The organism is Nocardioides sp. (assembly GCF_035697785.1).
Classification (GTDB): domain Bacteria; phylum Actinomycetota; class Actinomycetes; order Propionibacteriales; family Nocardioidaceae; genus Nocardioides_B.
The window spans coordinates 1-21492 of sequence record NZ_DASSCL010000013.1; the positions used below are offsets into that span (position 1 = coordinate 1).

Below are 21492 nucleotides of genomic sequence, written 5' to 3' on the forward strand. Positions count from 1 at the left end.
GCGGACGTAGCTCAGTTGGTAGAGCGCAACCTTGCCAAGGTTGAGGTCGCGAGTTCGAGCCTCGTCGTCCGCTCGGAGAAGGGTCGCAGGTCCCCTCCTTGGTGGAGTGGCCGAGAGGCGAGGCAACGGACTGCAAATCCGTCTACACGGGTTCAAATCCCGTCTCCACCTCGATTGCTCATTACCCGCGGAGTGTGGGAACTTGGGCCGTCACGGGCGATTGGCGCAGTGGTAGCGCGCTTCCTTGACACGGAAGAGGTCACTGGTTCAAACCCAGTATCGCCCACCATCAAGACCCGCAGGTCAGCACAACAAAGGAGCCCCCCAGCCAACAGGCGGAGGGGCTCTTCTCACGTCGCCGTCGGCTTACCTGTCGACTTATCCCTCGTCCGGTGACCCTTTCCGGTCCCGCGGGCAACTCGAACAGCGTCTCCATGACAGAAGTGTCCTCGGTGAGGACGGGCCGCAACTGCTTCGGGTAGACCAATTCGCCGGCGTGCCGCTCGAGGCCATGGCGCGGGTGGTCGGACACAGCAGCACGAAGGTGACCGCCTGGCTCGCTGTCGGTCCGTGTTGTGATCTCCTGACCGAGTACTTCGGGATTTGTGCGGAACGATCGCTGCGAGCTAGATCAGAGCGGACCGGCGATCGTAGAGCGAGGCGTTCATGGTCGCTCCGCCGATCACGAGTCGCCCGAGGAGGTAGAGCCAGAACAGCATGGTGCCGACGACACCGATGGCGCCATAGGTCTCGGTTGCACTGTCCAATTTTGGGGCGAGGAACAATGTCGTGAACAGATAGAACGCATGTACTCCGACCGCGACGACCAACGCACCTGGGAGTAGCCCGCGCAAGCCCGATCCGCGGTGCGGAAGCCACTGCGATGCGACGAGCCACAAGGCAAACGGGACAGCCACCGAGGCCAGCGTCGTGATCGCGCCGAGGATCTGGCTCTCGGACCGCACCCACCTCACGAGTGCCATCGACGCTCCGAAGGCCAGCATCGAGCCCGTGAATCCCAGCGACGCCGATAGCGGCTTGCGGATCGGAGTCGGAGGAATCCCCCATACGGTGGCGTGGACAAGCACCAGCGCCTTCCCTCCCGAATAGCCCGTCCATAGCACCAGCCACCCACCCACGAGCAGCAGCCACCACCGAGCGTGCTGTGACTGCTGCGAGACGTCGCTCATGATTGCAGCAATCACTGGGCCGACGCCCAGATCAAGAAGCACCTGTTCCGCGCGTTCGCCGTCCGCAAACCCCAGCGCACCAGTGGTGACCAGGGAGAATGAGAGGAGCCAGAAGAACAGCCGGTAGGCAACACCCCCAGCGAGCACGCTGGCCGCTACGCGCTTGTCGCGATGCGCAAGCCTGAACCCAACGTCTACTGATGGGTGCGTCTCGCGGGCCGCCATCGCCCAACTGGTAGCGCCGTCCGACATTGCCTTCGACCAGGCGAAAAGCCGCGCGCCGACCCCTGGCCGCGCGGCCGGGGTGGTGGCGAGGTGCTCGTGCGGACTCTCCCCGAGTGGCCCCGATCCGTCACGGGGGATCCGCGGCCTGCGGTCGTCCACCCGACGAGTGTGGCAGCCGCCACAGGTGGTCCGGCTCACCTACGTCGGGCGAGACTCACGGCTCTCCTGGACCAGTGACCCCCACCGTGCGCCGAAGCCAGCAAGCCCCTAACGACCGCGACGGATGAGTTGAAGCCGAGGCAGGAGGTCCGAGCATCGCTAGGCATCTGGCTAGATTCGCCGGCGACGGCGCCCGGGGGTGACGGCGGCAGCCACGACGGCGGTCTTCGCGACCGGTGATGGACCGGGTGTGACGGCCTTTGCGACGACTGCGGTCTTGGCCACCGGGTGGCCGATGACGCCGACGCGTCCCACGCGCGCTGCCCTGAGAGGCATATCAGTCTCCTTCGTTCGCAGTGTCGTCATCGGACTCGATTGAGGCGATGATCGCCTGGATGGGAATCCGGCCGTCGGCGATGAGCTGTCCACCCGAGCGCCGAGCAGCGGATGCGAACGGTGCCGCCCAGAGGTTTTCCCAGATGAGGACTCCGGCGGTGCTTCCGGGATCCATGGCGGCGGCGAGGTGGTCGACGTCGCTCGCGGCCAACAGCTCGGCCAGTTCGGTCTCGATCTGCTGGAGCGGGCCGAGGTCGGGGACGTCGGAGAGTTCCATGGCGTCGACCGAGCCGTCCTCGTCCTTGGTCAGGATCAGTACGTCGATCACCCTTATGGTTCCGGAGTCGACCAAGGCGACGAGTTCTTTCGCCATTTCGCCGGTGAAGTTGCGTGCTCCCGCGGGGAACTCGACGACGATGTAGTCGACGGGGCCTAGCTGGTCTAGCGATGTGTCTGTCATCGCTCGTTCTGCCTTCCTGTTGGAGGTCGGCCCGCTCATGGGTGAGGGGCCGTCAGACCGTTGATTTGGCTGGTGAGCTGCCGCCTGATGCATCAGGTTTGCGGACCCAGTCCGTCTACTGGCGGGCCATGGCGATGCGAAGCCGTTCCTCGGGGTCGATGAAGTGGTCGTTGTCGTCGTCGCCAAGGTCGATCTGCACCCACGTGATCCGGCCGGTGAACAGGCTGGTCGCTGGGGTGTAGTCGGGGGTGACGGTGGTTCCGGACTCGTAACCGATGTCGGTAGTCTCATCGGCGGAAAAGACCATGGGCTGGGTGATCCCCACGCGGCCGGCGGCGACGTTGTCGCCGTCGTAATAGAGGGTGACGTCGCCTCCCTGGGCCAGTCCCCCGCCGTCGTAAGCGAACTCCATTCGCACCTGGTGGGTGCCTTCGGGGATCGGCGCCTCAGCCTCGGTGGCGAACTCGTGGATGCCGAGGACGTTGTAGACGAACTTGGCCCGTCCGTCCTTTGCGTACAACGCCCACCCGCCGAACCGGCCGCCCTGGGCGATGATCACCCCGTCGACCCCACCGTCCGGGATCTCGACCTCAGCGGTCACGGAGAACGACTTGTTCTTGACGCTCAATACGCTGTTCTCCGAAAGGCGTCCCATCCCGGCGAAGAACTGCTGGGAGCTCCCGTGGATCAGGGTTGGGCGTCCGGCACTTTCGGCCACTGCCCGTTCCATGCTCCGGTCGTCCAGGGGCAACACGTTGTACTTGGTTGCCTCGATCAGCCAGAGCCGCTGCAGCTCGGCCAACTTCTCGGGGTTGTCGGCCGCCAGGTTGCGAGCCTGGCTGTAGTCGCTGCTCCCGTCGTAGAGCTCCCACACGTCGTCGTCAAACGCTGGCAGGACGCCACCGACCATGACCCAGGGTGTCTTGTGCTTGGTGACCGCGCTCCAGCCCTGGTGGTAGATGCCACGGTTGGCAAACATCTCGAAGTACTGGAGGTCGTGGCGCTCCGGGGCGTCGCTCTCGTTGAAGCTGTACAGCATGCTGGTGCCCTCCATCGGCGACTGCAGCACACCGTTGACCATTGTCGGCTCGGGCAGCCCGGCCGCCTCCAGGATGGTCGGTGCCAGGTCGATGACGTGCGTGAACTGGGAGCGCAGGCCGCCGGGCTGCTCGATCCCGTTCGGCCAGTGCACGATGGTCCCGTTTCGCGTGCCGCCCCAGTGGGAGGCCACCTGCTTGGTCCACTGGAACGGGGTGTCGTTCGCCCAGGCCCACCCGACCGAGTAGTGGTTGTAGGAGTCGGGCCCGCCGAAGGAATCCATCTTGCTGAGCATGAACTCGGGGGTCTCGAGTGCGGCCATGCCGTTGAAGTTGGCCAGCTCGTTAAAGGCGCCGTTCATCGTGCCCTCGGCAGAGGCGCCGTTGTCGCCAATGATGTAGTAGACGATCGTGTCGTCGAGGACGTCCAGGTCGGCAAGGGTGTCGATCAGACGGCCGACGTGGTGGTCGGTGTGCTCGAGGAACCCGGCGTAGACCTCCATCTGCCGGGCCAGCACCGGCTTGAGCTCCTGGGGCATGTCGTCCCAGGCGGGGATCTCTTCGTGCCGCGCGGTCAGCTCGGCGTCCTCCGGGATGACCCCCAGTTCCTTTTGCCGGGCGAAGGTGCGTTCGCGCAGGGCGTCCCATCCGTCGTCGAACTCGCCGTGGTAGCGGTCGGCCCACTCCTTTGGGACGTGGTGGGGGGCGTGGGTGGCACCGGGGGCGAAGTAGATGAAGAACGGCTTGTCGGGCATCAGCGCCTTCTGTTGACGAACCCAGTTGATGGCGTGGTCGGTGAGGTCCTCGGTCAGGTGGTAGCCCTCCTCGGCTGTGGCCGGTGGCTCGATGGGCGTGGTGCCGCTGTAGAGCGCGGGGTCCCACTGGTTGTTCTCGCCGCCGATGAAGCCGTAGAACGTCTCGAACCCGCCGCCACCCGAGGGCCACGCATCAAACGGGCCCATCGGGGATGACTGCCAGACCGGCACCTCGTGGCACTTGCCGAACTGGGCGGTCGAGTACCCGTTGAGCTTCAGCGTGGTCGCCAGGGGCGCCTTGGTGTTCGGCCGCACCGAGTTGTTGCCGGGTGACGATGTCGCGAGCTCGGTGATGCTCCCCATGCCGACCGAGTGGTGGTTACGGCCGGTGAGCAGCGCCTGCCGCGTCGGAGCGCAGAGTGCGGTGGTATGGAACCGGTTGTACCGCAGCCCAGCCGTCGCCAGCCGATCCGCCGTGGGTGTCCGGCACGGACCGCCGAACGCCGACGAGGCCCCGAAGCCGACGTCGTCCAGCAGCACAATCAGAACGTTCGGTGCCCCGGGAGGCGGAAGCAACGGCTCGATCGGCGGGAACGAGGTGTTCAGATCCTTGGCGTCGTACGTCGTCAGACCCGTCGCCGGGCGGTCAGGGATCGGCAGGATCGATCGCGCATGCCGGTCGGAACTCATACTGTCCTCCTGTTGATTGTTGGTTCACGACCAAGCGCAGCCGTACGACGCTCCTGATCGCCCGCTCGCTGCCCGCGACTCGGCTGGCCGATCCGCTCCGGAGCGAACGTATGGCCCCCAGCGGTTGCCGGTCATCGCGTAGATCGCGTGAAACCCAACGTCCATCGCCTGCCCCGCCGCGCCCGGGCGGGCCAGCGAGTGGGTGACGGTTGAGCCAGCCGGTGATTGATCCGTACGCTCAGACCGTGACCGACGATCTGCGTCACCCAACGCCGGCCAGGTTGGAGGTCGATCGGCTTCTTCTCGCCGCCAAGCTCTCGATTCCGCAGCCTCGCCGGGGTTCGGTGAGTCGCGCCGGGCTCATCGAGGCGGCCAAAGCGAGCGGTTGCCGTGTCGTCGGGATCACCGCTCCCGCGGGCTACGGAAAGTCGACTCTGCTGTCTCAATGGGCGCTAGCCGAGGATCGTCGTGTCGCCTGGGTGTCTCTCAACGGCTTCGACGACGACCCCGCAGGCCTGCTCACCTTGCTGGCCTCCGCCTACGCGCGCGTCTCGCCGGGCAACGACGACCTGGTCGCCGACATGGGGGGTCCGGGCGTGTCCGCGTTGGGACGCTCCGCTCCGCTCCTCGCCGCGGTGCTCAGCACAAGCAAAGCCCCATTCGTGATCATGTTGGACGACCTCCACGAACTCCGGTCACCGGCTTGTCACGATGTGCTGGGGGTCGTGATCTCGGGGATCCCTCGAGGGTCTCAACTCGCGGCAGCGAGTCGCTCAGAGCAACCCCACGTCGCGCGGCTACGAGCGGCTGATGACGCGTGGGAGCTCGGGGCTAGCGACCTAGCCTTGGGCGTGGAGGCGGCCGAGCAGATCTTCGCGCAAGCACACGTCAGCATCTCGCGCGGTGCGGCGGCCGCCGTCACGGAGCGGACTGAAGGGTGGCCGGCCGGCCTCCACCTCGCGGCCATGATCGCCCGAGCCAGCACCGACCATGATCTGACGGTTTCTGGTGACGATCGCTTCGTGGCCGACTACCTCTACCGTGAGTCCCTGAGCCAGCTCCCCGAGAGCACGCAGCGATTTCTACGACGCACCGCGGTGCTCGATCAACTCTGTGCGCCACTTTGCGACGCCCTCCTCGAAGATGTGAGCAGCCAAGATCGCCTCCGCGAGCTCGAGAGCTCAAACTCGTTCCTGATCCAGCTGGATCGTCGGCGAGAGTGGTACCGCTACCACGCATTGTTCCGAGAGTTCCTGCTCGGCGAGCTTCATCGCGCCGAGCCCGGCCTCATCATGAAGCTGCATCTGCGGGCCGCCGACTGGTATGAGGCAAACGGATCTCCCGCGCTTGCCCTCGAGCATCTGCTGACCACCACCACACAGCGAGACCGATGCGTCCAGCTGGTGACGCAACTCGCAATACCGACCTACAAGGCCGGCCACATGTCAACCGTGCAACGGTGGCTGACGGCGCTTGGTGATCCAGCGATCGAAGATTTCCCCCCGCTGGCCGTGCTTGCAGGCTGGTCCGCGGCGCTGACCGGCCAGACCGTCGAGGCGCAGCGATGGGCCGCGCTCCTCGACGTCGCTTCGTCTGATCCGGTGCCCGTGGAGGGCACGTCGTTTGACTCTGCGCGGAGAATGTTGCGGGCCGTCATGTGTGCCGCCGGTCCCGAGCAGATGATGAGCGAGACGAGCATCGCGATGGCCCAGGAACCGCCCTGGAGCCCGTGGCGCGATACCGCGCTCTACTTGCACGCCGAAGCGCATCTGCTCGCTGGGAACGTGGAACGGGCGTGTGTCCTGTTTGCGGAGGCCTCCTCGGTCGCAGCCACCAACTCCAACGCCGATTGTCTGGTGCTCAGCGAATCCGAGCTCGCACTAGTGGCGATGGATCATGGGCGATGGGACGAGGCGGCCTGGCGTCTCGAACGTGCCCTTGCCGTTGTCGATGAGCATCGAATGCACGACTACGCCACCAGCGTCCTCGTTGTCGCCGTGGCGGCGCGGCACGCAGTGCACCGTGGAGATCTGGAGGGGGCGGACCGCCTGATCGCGCGGGCGATGCGGGCACGTCCGTCTTGCACGTTCGTGCTGCCATTCATCGCGGTAGGTGCCCGCCTACAGCTCGCCAAGGTGCACCTGGCAAGGGGGGACGTCTCGGCCGCTCGTCACCTCCTGCGGGAGATCGACGACATCCTGCTCCATCGACCAGATCTTGGCGCCCTTGTCGAGGAGGTCTCCGCGCTGCGTGGCCTCCTCACCTCGAGCACGCAGGGTGGACGCGGTGGCGCGCCGCCGCTGACCGCTGCAGAGCTCCGGCTACTGCCGTACCTCCAGACGCATCTGACGTTGGCCGAAATCGGAGAGCGGCTGTTCGTCTCACGCAACACCGTGGGTTCGGAAGTCACCTCGATCTATCGGAAACTGGGCGTCTCCTCACGCACTGAGGCGGTGGGGCAGGCGACGGCGATCGGGCTGCTCGGCGGGTAGCCAGGGCTCGCCGTCCGGCGTTTCCCCGAGCTCCTGGATGGCCTACCCGAACTGATCCAAAGCCTCGTCGGAGTAGCCCAAGGCCAGCGCGAGCTTCGGGGCAGCCGCGACGACACACGGGATCCCGACGACGGGGACGACCCCGACCAACACGTCGACCATCTCCTCTGCACTTGCGCCGGAATCGAACGCGGCATCGGCCTGAGCTCCGTAGGACGAGACGGCGCCACCGACCGCGGCCAAGGCTGCCAGCCGGACCAGTGCGAGCGTCCTGGGATCCAGCGCACCGTGGGGCTGCGGGTCGTCCTCGTCGTCCGCTTCGGCGCGGAAGAGGTCATCGAGAACCCGTTGGTCGTTGATGGCAAGACGGCGCAAGATTTCTGTGTGGTCCAAGGCGCACCCATCCTTCCGTGCCGATGACAGCCGACGACACCACCACGACGCGGAGTGGCACGCCAGACGCGTTCCCGGGATCTCTACTCAACACACTGAGCGTCGAGGCAGGGACGCGCATCACGCACATCACGTGATTGGCCGCACCGACGTCAACTTCACGTGTTCTATGTGACGACACCCCCGGCTCCCGGCGCGATGATCGCCTGCAGCCGTGATCCCTTTTACGGCAGGAAACATGGAGGTTTCGGCAATGACCGAGCAACCAGCAACCCGTTCTGGGCGATGACGATCATCGCGCTGAACATCTTCGTCATCTGGACGCTGGCGGTCCACGGACGCGAGACCACGGCCTGACCCATCGGCACGCCCAGTCTGGTCGAGCCGGCGAGGCTCCGTCACCGAACTTGGCGTACAGGTCCCAAGTGTGATCGGAGACAAGACGGATGGACGTTCTCGCGCTGACGCTGGTCCTGGCCACCATCCTCGGCTGGTGCCTGCTCGCCGGCCGTCTACAGCGCGCCGGACTGACCGCTCCGATCGTTTTCGTCGCCGCCGGCTTTGTGCTCGCAGAGGGGCTGGAGATCCTGGACCTCGCTCTCGAACCGCACCTGGTCAAGGTGATCGCCGAGGTGACCCTGGTGTGGGTGCTGTTCGCCGATGCGTCACGGGTTCGACCGAGCCAGTTCCGGCGCGACCTCGGCCTGTACGGGCGGCTGCTCGGGGTCGGGCTGCCGTTGACGGTAGCGCTGGGAACGGCAGCCGCGCTGGTGGTGCTCGACGTCGACCTGTGGGCGGCTCTGCTGATCGGTGCCGCGCTCGCGCCGACCGACGCCGCCCTCGGCGCTACCGTGATGTCCGACCCTGCTGTTCCTGGCAAGGTTCGCCGCGCCCTCAACGTCGAAAGCGGGCTCAACGACGGCATCGCCACGCCCATCGTGTTGGTGGCGATCGCCGGGGTCGCCGCGAACGAAGGGATCGCCGGCGTCGAGAGCCCGAGCCGAGCTGTTCTCTCGCTGGTGGTAGGGGTGCTGGCCGGTGCCGCCGTCGGCGGGGCCGGCGGCGCGGCCACCCGCCTGGCCCGCCGTCGAGGCTGGCTCTCCGAGGAACTCTCCGGTCCTGCCGTCCTCGCCCTGGCGCTGCTCGCCTACACCGGGGCCCTGCTCGTCGACGGCAACGGATTCGTTGCCGCCTTCGCCGGCGGCCTGGTCTTCGGCGCGGTCGCGGGGCGCGGTGGCGAAAAGGAGGTGTACTTCGTGGAGCAGTCAGGCTCCATGGCCTCGATGATCAGCTGGCTGATCTTTGGCGCGCTGGCTGTTCCGGTGATCGGCGACTCTTGGACTCCGCGGCTGCTGGTGTACGCCGTCCTCAGTCTCACTGTGGTTCGGATGCTGCCTGTGGCGCTCGCCCTGGCTGGCGCCGGCTTCGACCGGTTCGCGGTGGCGTTTGTCGGCTGGTTCGGGCCCCGCGGCCTCGCCTCGGTGATCTTCGCGCTGCTGGCCATGGAAGACCTCCACGATGCAGGCAAGGACCTCGTCGCGGTGATCGCCTTCACCGTCCTGCTCAGCGTCATCGCGCATGGCTTCAGCGGCGGCCCGCTCGCAAAACAGTTCAAGGGATCACCAAACCGCAGCACGACACCCACTGAAGCCTGAGTGCTAGGGCGGTGCAACCGGAAGGCCCACAGGAACGGTCCCTCCCGGAGCGGACGGTTCGGATCGCGCATCGGCCTGCGTCAGAGTGCCGGTAGGCCCCTCGCCTTGTCGCGCTGCATTTCACGCGAACAACGTGATTCGACACCGGCGCTTTGGCGCTTGGCTGGGCTCCACCAGCCAGTCGATGAGGGTCGCGTCCAGAGGAGTTGAGCATGCCCGAAGAAGAACCCGCTGGGCCCAGCGACGCGCAGCCCACCGTGTCCCTCGGAGCCCCCGGGCCGGCCGCGACTCCCGGCCCTTCGCAATCGACGGTCCTGGAACGTCCTTCGAGGGCAAGATCGATCGCCGCGGTCATCTGCGTCGTGCTGGCGGGTCTGCTCACCACGCCGGCAGCTGTGGCGTATTGGGGGCAGCGCACCCTCAACGACACCCAGAGGTACGTCGACACCGTCGAGCCGCTGGTCAACTCGCCCGAGGTACAGGACGTGATCGCCACCAAGGTCACGGACGCGATCGAGCAGCAAGTCGACATCGAGGCGCTCGTCAACGACGTGTTCGCCGGGGTGATCACCGACAGGCCAAGGCTTGAGCAGCTGGTCGGACCCCTGTCGGCGGCGATCAATGGCCTTATCGACCGCGAAGTGCGCGCCTTCGTCGCCTCGGATGAGTTCGCCGACCTCTGGACCCGCGTAAACACCCGGGCCCAGCAGGCCCTCCAGCGCGTGCTGAAGGGTGAGTCGCAGGGCGCCGTCTCGCTCCAGGGCGACCAGGTCGTCCTCGACGTCGACGAGGTCATCAACCAGGTCAAGGAGCGACTGGTCGCACGTGGCCTCACGCTCGTGCAGAACGCGCCCGTTCCGGAGACCGACCGACAGATCGTGCTGATGGAAGCTCCCCAGGTGAAGCAGCTGCGCACGATCTACGCGTTCGGCAATCCGGTGGCGCGGTGGCTGCTCCCGATCGTCGGGCTGCTCTACCTGGTCGCCTTCGGGCTGGCTCGCCGCCGCCCGCGAATGACGGTGGCGATCGGGGCGCTCCTGGCGGCCAACGCATTGCTGGTAGCCCTGACGTTGTCGATCGGGCGCCAGCTGTTCGTCGACCAGCTCGCGGGCACGGCCTTCGCAGCGGCCGGCCGGGTCTTCTTCGACACTCTGCTTGCCTATCTCGAGCGTGGACAGCGGGTGCTCCTCGGGCTTGGCCTGGTCCTGGTTGTCGCCGGCTGGTTCGCCGGGTCGAACAGGTCCGGCACCGCCGTACGCACCAGCCTGACCGGCGGCCTGGAGGACACAGGTACACGGCTGGCCGACGGCCAGGTCGGTGGAGCCGGCCGCTGGGTGGCGGCCAATGTCGGGTGGTTGCGGGCAACCGTTGGCGTGCTCGGTGCCGTGGTTCTGATCTGGGGCAACACCGTGTCCCTGTCGCGGTTGTGGTGGTCGCTGGCGTTGGTGCTCGTCCTCCTGGCTCTGGTCCAGGTCCTGGTCGGCGCTGGCCGTGCCGCTGCGGCAGACGGTGTGACGCGTCCGAAGGAAGCCGCAGCACGCGTCGTGGGTTAGCGAGGACCCGCAGGTCAGCACAGCAACGGAACCCTTCAGCCAAAGGCGGAGGGGCTCTTCTCATGCCCCTGGTGCATCTAATGGGGCGCACCGCCAGGAACACGAACGCCCGCCACTGGCGCCGCGACGGGTGCCGGACCGTAGCGCCCTGATCGACAGCGTCGACGGCCGACCCGGCCCGATCTAGGGTGCGAAGCGTGAAGCCTGACCCGGCCACGCTCCGCGCCCACCTGCAAGCTGTGCTCCCCTCGGTCCGCGCTGACCTGGAAGCACTGGTAAGGATTCCCAGCGTCAGCCTGCTGCCCGAGCACGCCGAGGACGTGAGACGGTCCGCGACCGCGGTCGCCGACCTGTTCGCCCGGGAGGGGTTCGACGTGCGTCTCGTGGCGATCCACGACGCCGCTCCCGCGGTGCTCGCCAGCAGACCTGCCCCCGCGGGCCGTCCCACCGTGTTGCTGTACGCCCACCACGACGTCCAGCCGGCCGGGGCCGAGGACGACTGGGACAGCCCCCCGTTCATCCCGACCGAGCGCCAGGGCCGTCTGTACGGCCGCGGCGCGGCCGACGACAAGGCGGGGATCGCCGCCCACCTGGCGGCGATCCGCGCCCACGGCGACCAGCTTCCTGTTGGCGTGACCGTGTTCATCGAGGGCGAGGAGGAATCCGGGTCGGAGACGCTGGGCCAGCTGCTCGAGCGGCATCACGATGACCTGCGCGCCGACGTGATCGTGATCGCCGACAGCACCAACTGGGCTGTCGGCGCACCCGCGCTCACCACGTCGCTGCGCGGCGTGTTCGACTTCTACGTCGAGGTCCGCACTCTCGACCATGCGCTGCACTCAGGGATGTGGGGTGGCATCGCACCCGATGCTCTGATGGTGCTCACCCGGCTCCTGGCCAGCCTGCACGACGACCGCGGCAACGTCGCCGTCGACGGTCTGATCCGCGGACCGGCACCGGACGTGGCGTACGACGAGACCCGCCTCAGGCGCGACGGAGGCATCCTCGACGGCGTCGACCTGATCGGGGACGGGTCGACAGTCGAGCGACTGTGGACCCGGCCGGCCCTGACCGTGATCGGGCTGGACGCTGTCCGCACCGCCGAGGCGAGCAACACTCTCGCCCCGTCCGCCAAGGCGATGATCTCGGTGAGGCTGGCCCCCGGCGACGACCCCGAGCAGGCGTTCGCCGCCGTACGTGAGCACCTGGCGCGGCAGGTGCCGTGGGGCGCTCAGCTGACGATCAGCCCCGGGTACCCGCCCGGCCGCCCGGTGCAGATCGACCCGACCGGTCCCGCGTTCGACGCCGCCCGTGCCGCATTCAGCGAGGCCTGGGACGGCACCGACCTCCTGTTCGTCGGCACCGGCGGCTCCATCCCGATCGTCGACGACTTCGCCCGTGCGTTTCCCGACGCCGCCCTTCTCGTCACCGGCGTGGAGGATCCCGACACCCGCGCACACAGTCCCAACGAGGGACTTCACCTGGCCGAGTGGGAAAAGGTCTGCCTCGCCGAAACCCTGCTGCTGCACTACCTGTGACCGGTCTGTCGCGCGACAAACAGGGACAGACCCGGAGGAGCGGCCGCGGGCGTCCAAGTCCTCACCCTCGCCGGGCGATGCCGAAGCCCGGGAGCGCGAATATGTTCGTCCGCGGAGCATTCGTCGCAATCTGGTCGGGACCACACCGCGAAGAAGCACCGTGCGCGAGGAGGGTCCACGTGCTGGGAGACGCACGACGACGCCACGTTCTCCAGGACAGGGTGCCTGCCGGACTGGTGTCGGCCGGTGCCGCGCTGATACTCGCGCTGGCGGGGTGCGGCAGCGAAGGGGACGACAGCGGCGCGCTCGCGGTGGCCGAGGCCCGTGTCTCGGCGAAGGAGAAGGACCTCGCCGAGGCCAAGTCGGACCTAGCGGACAAGTCGGCGCAGTTCTGCCAGGCGAGCCAGACCTACATCAGGGCTCTGGACCGCTACGGCGACGTGCTCAGCGAGACCACCACGACCGTCGGCGACGTCGAGGATGCCGGCTCCGAGCTGGAGCAGCCTCGGGAGGACACCATGGACGGCGCCGAAGAGGCCGTCGCGGCGCAGCAGGTGGTGGTCGACGCGAAGGCGGAGCTGGCCGAGGCCGAGGCGGCGCTCGCGGCGGCGAAGCAGCCCGGTTCGGCGGTCCCGAGCACGCCGGCGGGCACGAGCAGCCCGAGAGCGCTGGCACCGGCGGCCACGGTCAGCAGGGTCCAGCGGGCCGAGACGGAGTTCAACGCTGTCACGGAAGGGTTCACCGATGAGACCCCGTTGTCGCAGGCCTCGCAGCAGTTCAACGCCGCCGCCGTGGCCCTGGAGATCTCCTGGCTGCGGCTGTTCGCGGACGCCGGCTGCCTCACCGACGAACAACGGGTGCAGGCCGAGGCGGCGATGCGCGACTACACAATGACCCTGCAGCAGTCGTTGCTCGACGCCGGCTACTACGACGACGAGGTCGACGGCGTGTACGGCCCGGCAACGGTCGACGCCGTCGAGGCTCTGCAGCGTGCCCACGGTCTGCCGGTCACGGGCACGGTGGACAACGCGTCCGCCGCCGCTCTCGAGCGCGACCTGGCAGCCAAGGGCGGGGCCACTGAACAGGAAGCGGCGGCGTCGACCGCCGCAGTGCAGCAGACGCTCAAACTCGCCGGATTCTGGGATGGCCCGGTGGATGGAGAGTGGACCGAGGCGCTCACCGGGGCTCTGAAGGACTTCCAGACCGAACTCGGCGTCGAACCGACGGGTGCCGTGGACGCGGCGACCATCGCTGCAGTCGAGCGAGCGATCGCCGAAACCGAGCAGGAAGCTTCTGCGCCCCCGACCAACGCCTCCCCCACGGCCTCGCCCGCACCGAGACAGAGCCCGACCAGCCCACCCACGCCGAGCCGATCCTCCCCTTGACAGGTGGGCTGTCGAGGGCCGCTCGCTCGAACTCGTCCGAACGGGGTGATCCCACCCGCCGGCAGGTGTGGGCTAGATGTGACCTAGGCCATTTGAGCGGAGGGCGCATGGATCGGGTAAGCCGCGGCCTCGCCGTGTGCGTGGCACTGGTGACGGCCTCGGGGCTGCTGGCCGCCTGCTCTGGCGGCGCCGGTTCCGAGGACACCCTGACCTGGTACATCAACCCCGATGCCGGAGGGCAGGCCAAGGTCGCGGAGAACTGCAGCACCGACGACTACACGATCGAGGTGCAGGTCCTGCCTCAGAGTGCCAGCGAGCAGCGCATCCAGCTCTCGCGGCGACTCGCGGCGGAGGACCCCGAGATCGACATCATGAGCATCGACCCGCCCTACACCGCGGAGTTCGCGAACGCCGGGTTCCTGGCACCGATCCCCGACGAGCTGCAGACCAAGCTGGAGCAACAGTCCTTCAAGGGCGCGGTGGACGCGGCCACGTGGGACGGCCAGCTGGTCGTGGCGCCGTTCTGGTCCAACACCCAGGTCCTCTGGTACCGCAAGTCGTTCGCCGAGAAGGCGGGCCTCGACATGAACCAGCCGGTCACCTGGGCCCAGATCATCGACGCTGCCGCGAGCAACGACGGCAGGGTCGCCGTCCAGGCGAACAAGTACGAGGGCTATGTCGTGTGGATCAACGCGCTGATCGCCGGCGCCGGCGGCGCGATCGCCACCAACACGGAGAAGGGCGTCGACCTCACCCTCGAGATCGACTCCCCCGCGGGTGAGACCGCCGCGCAGATCATCGAGGAGCTGGCGGGCTCCTCCGCCGCACCCCCGGATCTCTCGGTCTCGAACGAGGGCACGGCGGGCGGCACCTTCGGGTCGCCCCAGGGCGCGTTCATGGTCAACTGGACCTACATCTGGACGAACTACGACGCCACCCAACCCGAGGTGAAGGACGACCTCGGCTTCGCTCTGTACCCAGAGTCCACCGAGGGCGAGGGCGCGCGACCCCCGTACGGCGGCATCGGCGTCGGCGTGAGCGCGTACTCCGATCACGTCGACGAGGCGATGCAGGCGATCGATTGCATCACCTCACCCGACAACCAGGGCGTGAACGCCGAGCTCACCGGCAATATGCCGGCCAGCTCTGCCGGCTACGACTACCCGGCGTTGGCCGACATCTATCCGCAACCGCTGCTCGACCTGTTCCAGCAGAGCCTCGATGTGGCCGCCCCACGAACGGTCACGCCCTACTGGAGCGACATCTCGGGTGCCATTCAGGCCACCTGGCACCCGACGGACGCCGTCAGCAGCCAGACCCCGCCCGACTCGCAACGGTTCGTCGAGGACGTGCTTCACGGAGGGAGCCTGCTGTGAGCACCGTGACCGCCACCGCCGGGGCAAAGCGCGCTCGGAAGAACGACACCCCCCATCGCAGCGACCGAGCGCATGCCGAGAACAGGCTCGGCCAGCGCCTGGTCGCACCCGCCGTGATCGTGATGCTGGCCGTCACGGCGTGGCCCATGATCCAGGCTCTCTACCTCTCGACATTCCGGTACCGACTCACATCGCCGGACGACAAGGAGTTCATCGGCCTCAGCAACTACGGGACCGTGCTGACCGACCAGCTGTTCTGGCAAGACACGTGGAACACCGTGCTGATCATGGTGGTGACGGTCGCGGTGGAGCTGGTGATCGGCTTCGCGTTCGCGATGGTGATGCACCGCATCGTGTTCGCCCGCGGGGTCGTCCGTACGTCGATCCTGATTCCCTACGGCATCATCACCGTGGTCTCGGCGTACGCCTGGCAGTTCACGTTCAGCCTCAACAACGGCTGGGTGAACACGTGGTTCGCCTGGCTGCCCTGGCTCGAGGCGGACACCAACTGGTTCGGCAGTCACTGGCCGGCGATGTTCGCGATCATGGTCTCGGAGATCTGGAAGACGACACCGTTCATGGCGCTGCTCCTGCTCGCGGGGCTGGCCCAGATCTCGGAGGACATGCTCGAGGCCGCGAAGGTTGACGGCGCTACCTGGTGGCAGCGGCTCTGGAAGGTGATCCTCCCGAACATGAAGGCCGCGATCATGGTTGCGGTGCTTTTCAGAGCGCTCGATGCCTTCCGCATCTTCGACAACATCTACGTCATGACACGGGGAGCACAGGACACCGAGTCCTCGTCGTTCCTGACCTACCGACAGGTGATCGAGCAGATGCAGCTCGGACTCGGGTCCGCGCTCTCGGTGCTGCTGTTCCTGTCCGTGCTGTTCCTGGCCTTCCTGATCGTCAGGCTGTTCAAGGTCGACCTGGCACAGGCGAGGGGCGAGGGCTGATGAACGAGACACGGACGAAGTTCGGCACCTGGGTGGGCTTCCTGCTGATCCTCTTGTGGTGCCTTCTGCCGGTCGTCTGGATCATCTCGCTGTCCTTCAAGGGGCCGACGGAGACCGCCGCGGGCAGCCCACAGTTCCTGCCCAAGGAGCCGACGCTCCAGAACTACCGGGACATCATCGACAACCCCGACTTCGTCGACTCACTCATCAACTCGTTCGGCATCGCGGCGATCTCGACCTTCCTGTCCGTGATTCTGGCGACGCTCGCGGCGTACGCGATCGCACGTCTCGAATTCAAGGGCAAGCGGTTGGTGCTGTCGCTCGCGCTGGCGATCGCGATGTTCCCCGTGGTCGCGCTTGTGGGACCACTGTTCGACCTCTGGCGAACGCTCGGCCTCTTCAACACCTGGCCGGGCCTGATCATCCCGTACATGTCGTTCACGTTGCCGCTGGCGATCTGGACGTTGTCGGCGTTCTTCCGTGAGATCCCGTGGGAGATGGAGCAGGCCGCCCAGGTCGACGGCGCGACCTCGTGGCAGGCGTTCCGCAAGGTGATCGTGCCGCTCGCGGCGCCCGGGGTCTTCACCGCGGCGATCCTGACGTTCTTCTTCGCCTGGAACGAGTTCGTGCTTGCGCTCTCGCTGACATCGACCACTGCGGCGCGCACGGTTCCTGCGCAGCTGTCCTACTTCGTCGGGCCCGACCCGTTCAATCCGCCGTACGGACAGCTGGCCACGGCTTCCGTGGTGGTCACCGTCCCGATCATCCTCATCGTCCTGCTGTTCCAGCGAAAGATCGTCGCCGGACTCACGTCCGGCGCTGTGAAGGGGTGACCTGATGGCTGCCATCGATATCAAGAACATCGTCAAGGAGTACGGCGACGGGTTCGCGGCGGTGAACGACGTGAGCATCGACGTGCAGGACGGCGAGTTCATGATCCTGGTCGGACCGTCGGGCTGCGGGAAGTCCACCCTTCTGCGGATGATCGTCGGGCTCGAGGACATCACGTCGGGCGAGATGAGGATCGGCGACAAGCTGGTCAACGACCTCGCGCCGCGGGAGCGCAACCTCGCGATGGTCTTCCAGAACTACGCGCTCTACCCGCACCTGACCGTCTACGAGAACATCGCCTTTCCCCTGCGGCTGGCCCGCGCCTCCGACGAAGAGATCGACAGGAAGGTCCGTGCAGCGTCGAAGACCCTGGAGCTCGACGAGCACCTGGACCGCAAGCCGGGCAACCTCTCCGGCGGTCAGCGTCAGCGCGTGGCGATGGGCCGCGCGATCGTGCGCGAGGCCGATGCCTTCCTCTTCGACGAGCCGCTCTCGAACCTCGATGCCAAGCTCCGCGGGCAGATGCGTACCGAGATCACGCGGCTGCAGAAACGGCTCGGCATCACAACGGTCTACGTCACCCACGACCAGACCGAGGCGATGACGCTGGGCCACCGCGTCGCGGTCCTCAAGCGCGGCGTGCTGCAACAGCTCGCCACGCCGCGCGAGCTCTACGAGAACCCGGGCAACCTCTTCGTGGCCGGCTTCATCGGCTCGCCGCCGATGAACTTCCTGCCCGCCACGGTCGAGGGCACCTCCGTGAAACTGCCGTTCGGCACCGTGACCCTGCCGCCCGAGCGGGCGGAAAAGGCCGCCGGCAAGGGGCTGCTGATGGCCGGCATCCGCCCAGAGCACTTCGAGGACGCCTCGGTGCGGGCCGACCACGGCACCGGCTCGACGTTCCGGGCGCAGGTCGAGGTCGTCGAGTGGCTGGGCAACGAGACCTACGCCTACATCCCGTTCGAGGCGCCGCCCGAGGTCGAGGCGCAGCTGCGTCAGCTCGAGCACGACCTGGATGGAGAGTCCATGCACACCCAGCTGGTCGTCTCCCTCGACGGCAGCAGCCGGATTCGCGAGGGCGAGGAGGCCGAGATCTGGGTGGACGGGACGAAGATCCATCTCTTCGAACCAAGCACCGGCGAGAACCTCACCGTCGACCATGCCCACGCCGGCCGGATTCCCGCGTTGGGGAACGAGGCCGCGGAGCAGCCGAGCGCCGTGGGCTAGCGGCCCCGGTTCCTCCTGTGCTCAACCGGCACACGGGGGCGCCGGGTCGCGCGCTCGAGGTGAGGAACCTGCGACGCCCGTCGCCCCCTCAGTCGCCCCCGTCAGACAAGGAGGTGCGCCATGCTTCCGGTCGGCGCGGCCCGGGGCACTTGCGTCGCCTCGGCTCTCCTGGTGATGCTGCTGCTCGTCTCCTGTGGCGGTGCTGACGGGGGCAGCGGCGACCGACCCACGATCGCTCCCACTCGGACGCCGACCGTCACGCTTCCCAGCCCCGAGCCGCCCAGCCCCACCCGCTCCCCCGACCGGACCGAGCGCCCGGAGCTGCCCAGCCCCAGCCGCTCCCCCGAACGCACCGAGAGCCCGGACGAGCCCGCCGCCCAACCGAGCTCGGCGCCTCGGGCGCCGGAGCCCGCCCCGGAGACACCCACCCCAACGATCCGGGAGACGGAGGAGCCTGCCGAGGGACCTGCCGACGAGGCTGTCGGGGAGCCGGCGGCAGACGAGGGCGCCCCGACGTGGGTCTGGTGGTTGCTGGCTGCCCTCGTCGCCGGCGCCGTCGCCGTCCCGCTGGTGGTGCGGGCGCGGCGTCGTCGCACCTGGCGGCAGGCGGTGGTCGAGCAGGCGGGTGAGCTCGCATGGTTCGCGCGTGAGCTCTTGCCCGGGTTGCGGCGGACCGGTTCCCGCGAGCAGGTGGCCGGCGGCTGGGCCGTGGGTCGGGGACGCGTAGCCGCCGCCGAGGATCGGCTGACGGTGCTCGAGTCGACGGCCCCCGACGAGGCCGGCCGCCAGCGGGCGCGGTCGCTCCGGGACGCCTCGCGGCAGGCGCGGGCACACATGGAACGGCTCACCGGTCCCGTGCCGCAAGACACGTGGGCACTGGACCTGGACGCGATCATCGCCGACCTCGAGCGGGCGTTGCGGACGGCCACAGTCTCTGCACCCGAATGAGGCGAGGTAGACGACCCCCACGACGCCTGATGCTCGGTCGAGCAGCTAGTGGCGACTGGCTTCCTCGGCTCGGCTCATCCCGGCGGCGGCGTGCCCGGCCACGGCGCCCAGGATCGCCCCGCCGGCGGAGGTGGCAGCGAGCAGGCCGCCACCCACAGCCGCGAACGGGAAGAGTGCGACGACGAGCCCGGTGGCCAGACCCGCACCGCCACCCAGAACGCCACCGACACGGGTCGGGCGGAAGGCCTCATCCGCGTCGGGCGATCCGAGCTGGCCCGTGGAGATATGCGACGCGATGGCTTACCACCAGGAACAGGTCCTCCTGAGGGCTTCAGCTCATCCCCGGACACCAGTGCCCCGCTCGGCGTGCGAGCGGGGCACTGTCATTCGCCGAACGGTTCAGCAAGCGCTCCACATGCCTCGACGGGCGGCCTTGGCCACCTGGGCCGCCTTGCGATAGCTCGCCGTCCGGTTGAACGGGTTGTGGTCGTAGACGTAGACCGTCGCGTGGCCCAGGAACACCTGCTGGCGGTTCACGTCCTTGCCGCCCTTGTGCACGTATCGCAGCAGCCGGCCGTAGCGGTCCTTGTCGTCCTGACTGACGTCCGAGAGCAGGGTCACCCGGGTGTTCGGCGGCAGGATCCTCTTCAGCGACTCGGATGCCTCGGGTCCGCCGCACTCGGTGCCGCCGTAGACCTCAGGCGTGTCGATGCCGACCAGGCGGACGTCCTTCTTCGCGCCGGTCGACAGTCGCACCTCGACCGTGTCGCCGTCGATCACGCGGATGACGCGGGCGGACTGCCTGGTCTGCTGCTTCGCCTTGCTTCTTTCCTTGGGCAGGGTGGCCGGCTGCTCGCCACCCGCGGACCTCTCGTACAGGCACGGGCACGGGTTGGACTCGCAGGCGAGGCCGTCGCCCTCGGCGTCGAGCAGGTGCGGGTCCGAGCGGGGTCCGCCGTGGTTGAGGAAGAACAGCTGGGCGGCGCGCTGCGTCGGGAAGTCCGCGCAGTCACGGTCGTAGGCCTGCGCCGGTGCGGTGCCCAGCATGGTGAGCAGGCCGGTGATGAGCGCCAGGACAGGCGCGGCGAAGAGGGCGCGTGAACGCGTCATGGTGTGGTTCCCCCAGGGTGTCGATGGTGTGGCTTCGTCGCGGAGAGGCTAGGTAGGCAAGCGCTCTCCTTGGTGCAGAACGCGCGACCACTCACGAGAAGCAACCAAACGGTCAGCCCTGATGGTCCGCTCGGGCTAGCAGGGACTGCCTACCGCAAGCTGCGCGCATGGTTTGCTTTGGGACATGCCTTCGAGCTCGTCCCCTGGCCGCGCCACGTCCGGTGCGCCGAAGGGCATGAGATGGGTGCCCGGCGGCTCGTTCCTGATGGGCTCCGAAGGCTTCTATCCCGAGGAGCAGCCGGTGCATCGCGCAGCGGCGGACGGTTTCTGGATGGACGAGCACCCGGTGACGGTCGCCGAGTTCCAGAGGTTTGTGGACGCGACCGGGCATGTCACGACGGCCGAGCGTGCGCCCGAGGCGGTGGACTTCCCCGAGGCGTCCCCGGACCAGCTCGTGCCCGGCTCCCTCGTCTTCCGGCAGCCCGGCCGTCCCGTCCCGCTGCACGACTTCCGGGCGTGGTGGGCCTGGGAGCCCGGGGCTCAGTGGCGTCACCCCGAGGGACCGGACAGCAGCACGGACGGACGTGAGCTGCACCCCGTGACGCACGTGTCGCACGCGGACGCGCGGGCGTACGCCGCCTGGGCCGCCAAGGCACTGCCCACCGAGGTCGAGTGGGAGCTGGCCGCCCGCGGTGGGCTGGAGGGCGCCGTCTTCGCCTGGGGCGACGAGTTCGCGCCGGACGGCCAGATGATGGCCAACACCTGGCAGGGGGACTTCCCGCTCCACAACGAGACGCTGGACGGCTACGAGCGCACCTCACCTGTGGGGGAGTTCCCACCCAACGGCTACGGGTTGTACGACGTCGCCGGCAACGTGTGGGAGTGGACCGACACGCCGTACACGCCCGACCACCGAGCCGCCGCGGGACGGGCCGAGGCACCCCGCTCGGCCGGGGGGCGGGCGGCCTCCTGCTGCGGGCCGCAGCGCGAGCACGTACCGCGCCCCGTTGATCTCGATGTGGCAGCGGACACCCGGGTGATCAAGGGCGGGTCGCACTTGTGCGCGCCCAACTACTGCCTGCGCTACCGGCCGGCCGCGCGCCAGTCGCAGACGGTCGACACGTCCACCAGCCACCTCGGGATGCGCTGCGTCGTCCGACCCTGAACTTGACCAAGATT

Annotated in this window: 17 protein-coding genes and 3 tRNA genes; 15 read left to right on the forward strand and 5 right to left on the reverse strand. The window is 67.9% G+C overall.

The genetic code is table 11. The annotated features are described in order from the left end of the window. The 3 genes from VFH10_RS02055 (at position 1) to VFH10_RS02065 (ending at position 289) form a co-directional block, all read left to right on the forward strand. Positions 1-73 (forward strand) — tRNA-Gly (locus VFH10_RS02055). A 27-nt stretch (positions 74-100) separates the two neighbouring features. Beyond that, a tRNA-Cys gene (locus VFH10_RS02060) sits at positions 101-171 on the forward strand. A 43-nt stretch (positions 172-214) separates the two neighbouring features. After that, positions 215-289 (forward strand) — tRNA-Val (locus VFH10_RS02065). 337 nt (positions 290-626) lie between these two features. Here VFH10_RS02065 and VFH10_RS02070 read toward each other — a convergent pair. The 3 genes from VFH10_RS02070 to VFH10_RS02080 all read right to left on the reverse strand — a co-directional run bounded on the left by VFH10_RS02070 (position 627) and on the right by VFH10_RS02080 (position 4852). Beyond that, the gene (locus VFH10_RS02070; RefSeq protein WP_325125434.1) at positions 627-1574 is read right to left on the reverse strand and encodes a YhjD/YihY/BrkB family envelope integrity protein; all 948 of its coding nucleotides are present in this window, start codon (positions 1572-1574) and stop codon (positions 627-629) included. A 337-nt stretch (positions 1575-1911) separates the two neighbouring features. Continuing rightward, positions 1912-2370 (reverse strand): DUF6325 family protein, encoded by a 459-nt coding sequence (locus tag VFH10_RS02075; RefSeq protein ID WP_325125436.1) that lies wholly within the window; start codon positions 2368-2370, stop codon positions 1912-1914. 115 nt (positions 2371-2485) lie between these two features. Continuing rightward, positions 2486-4852 carry an arylsulfatase gene (locus tag VFH10_RS02080; protein ID WP_325125438.1) on the reverse strand — a complete coding sequence of 789 codons (2367 nt, stop codon included), beginning with the start codon at positions 4850-4852 and terminating at the stop codon, positions 2486-2488. Positions 4853-5097: 245 nt separating this feature from the next. Here VFH10_RS02080 and VFH10_RS02085 point away from each other — a divergent pair, with 245 nt between their 5' ends. Continuing rightward, positions 5098-7344: a LuxR C-terminal-related transcriptional regulator gene (locus tag VFH10_RS02085; protein WP_325125440.1), complete on the forward strand. Its 2247-nt coding sequence runs from the start codon at positions 5098-5100 to the stop codon at positions 7342-7344. A gap of 42 nt (positions 7345-7386) precedes the next feature. Here the strand turns inward: VFH10_RS02085 and VFH10_RS02090 are convergent, their stop codons facing one another. After that, positions 7387-7737, reverse strand: coding sequence for a carboxymuconolactone decarboxylase family protein (locus tag VFH10_RS02090; protein ID WP_325125442.1), 351 nt, complete (start codon positions 7735-7737; stop codon positions 7387-7389). A gap of 171 nt (positions 7738-7908) precedes the next feature. Here VFH10_RS02090 and VFH10_RS02095 point away from each other — a divergent pair, with 171 nt between their 5' ends. From VFH10_RS02095 to VFH10_RS02140, 10 genes are all read left to right on the forward strand, one after another. Continuing rightward, positions 7909-8094: a hypothetical protein gene (locus tag VFH10_RS02095; RefSeq protein ID WP_325125444.1), complete on the forward strand. Its 186-nt coding sequence runs from the start codon at positions 7909-7911 to the stop codon at positions 8092-8094. Between the two features lie 89 nt (positions 8095-8183). Next, entirely contained in the window at positions 8184-9392 is a 1209-nt protein-coding gene (locus VFH10_RS02100) for a cation:proton antiporter (protein ID WP_325125445.1), read from the forward strand. A 212-nt stretch (positions 9393-9604) separates the two neighbouring features. Continuing rightward, entirely contained in the window at positions 9605-10945 is a 1341-nt protein-coding gene (locus VFH10_RS02105; RefSeq protein WP_325125447.1) for a hypothetical protein, read from the forward strand. A 197-nt stretch (positions 10946-11142) separates the two neighbouring features. Further along, positions 11143-12483 (forward strand): dipeptidase, encoded by a 1341-nt coding sequence (locus VFH10_RS02110; protein ID WP_325125449.1) that lies wholly within the window; start codon positions 11143-11145, stop codon positions 12481-12483. 179 nt (positions 12484-12662) lie between these two features. Continuing rightward, positions 12663-13868 (forward strand): peptidoglycan-binding domain-containing protein, encoded by a 1206-nt coding sequence (locus tag VFH10_RS02115; protein ID WP_325125451.1) that lies wholly within the window; start codon positions 12663-12665, stop codon positions 13866-13868. 107 nt (positions 13869-13975) lie between these two features. After that, on the forward strand, positions 13976-15244 hold the full coding sequence (locus tag VFH10_RS02120) for an extracellular solute-binding protein (RefSeq protein ID WP_325125453.1): 1269 nt from the start codon (positions 13976-13978) through the stop codon (positions 15242-15244). Next, positions 15241-16197: a sugar ABC transporter permease gene (locus tag VFH10_RS02125; RefSeq protein WP_325125455.1), complete on the forward strand. Its 957-nt coding sequence runs from the start codon at positions 15241-15243 to the stop codon at positions 16195-16197. The genes VFH10_RS02120 and VFH10_RS02125 overlap by 4 nt, the downstream gene beginning before the upstream one ends. After that, the gene (locus VFH10_RS02130) at positions 16197-17030 is read left to right on the forward strand and encodes a carbohydrate ABC transporter permease (protein WP_325125456.1); all 834 of its coding nucleotides are present in this window, start codon (positions 16197-16199) and stop codon (positions 17028-17030) included. The genes VFH10_RS02125 and VFH10_RS02130 overlap by 1 nt, the downstream gene beginning before the upstream one ends. A gap of 4 nt (positions 17031-17034) precedes the next feature. Beyond that, positions 17035-18255: a sn-glycerol-3-phosphate ABC transporter ATP-binding protein UgpC gene (locus tag VFH10_RS02135; RefSeq protein ID WP_325125458.1), complete on the forward strand. Its 1221-nt coding sequence runs from the start codon at positions 17035-17037 to the stop codon at positions 18253-18255. Between the two features lie 120 nt (positions 18256-18375). Beyond that, positions 18376-19203, forward strand: coding sequence for a hypothetical protein (locus VFH10_RS02140; RefSeq protein WP_325125460.1), 828 nt, complete (start codon positions 18376-18378; stop codon positions 19201-19203). Between the two features lie 399 nt (positions 19204-19602). On the opposite strand, the gene VFH10_RS02145 is transcribed toward VFH10_RS02140, so the two are convergent. After that, the gene (locus VFH10_RS02145; RefSeq protein WP_325125462.1) at positions 19603-20313 is read right to left on the reverse strand and encodes a thermonuclease family protein; all 711 of its coding nucleotides are present in this window, start codon (positions 20311-20313) and stop codon (positions 19603-19605) included. A gap of 184 nt (positions 20314-20497) precedes the next feature. Here VFH10_RS02145 and VFH10_RS02150 point away from each other — a divergent pair, with 184 nt between their 5' ends. Beyond that, positions 20498-21478: a formylglycine-generating enzyme family protein gene (locus tag VFH10_RS02150; RefSeq protein WP_325125463.1), complete on the forward strand. Its 981-nt coding sequence runs from the start codon at positions 20498-20500 to the stop codon at positions 21476-21478. The last annotated feature ends 14 nt before the right edge of the window (positions 21479-21492 follow it).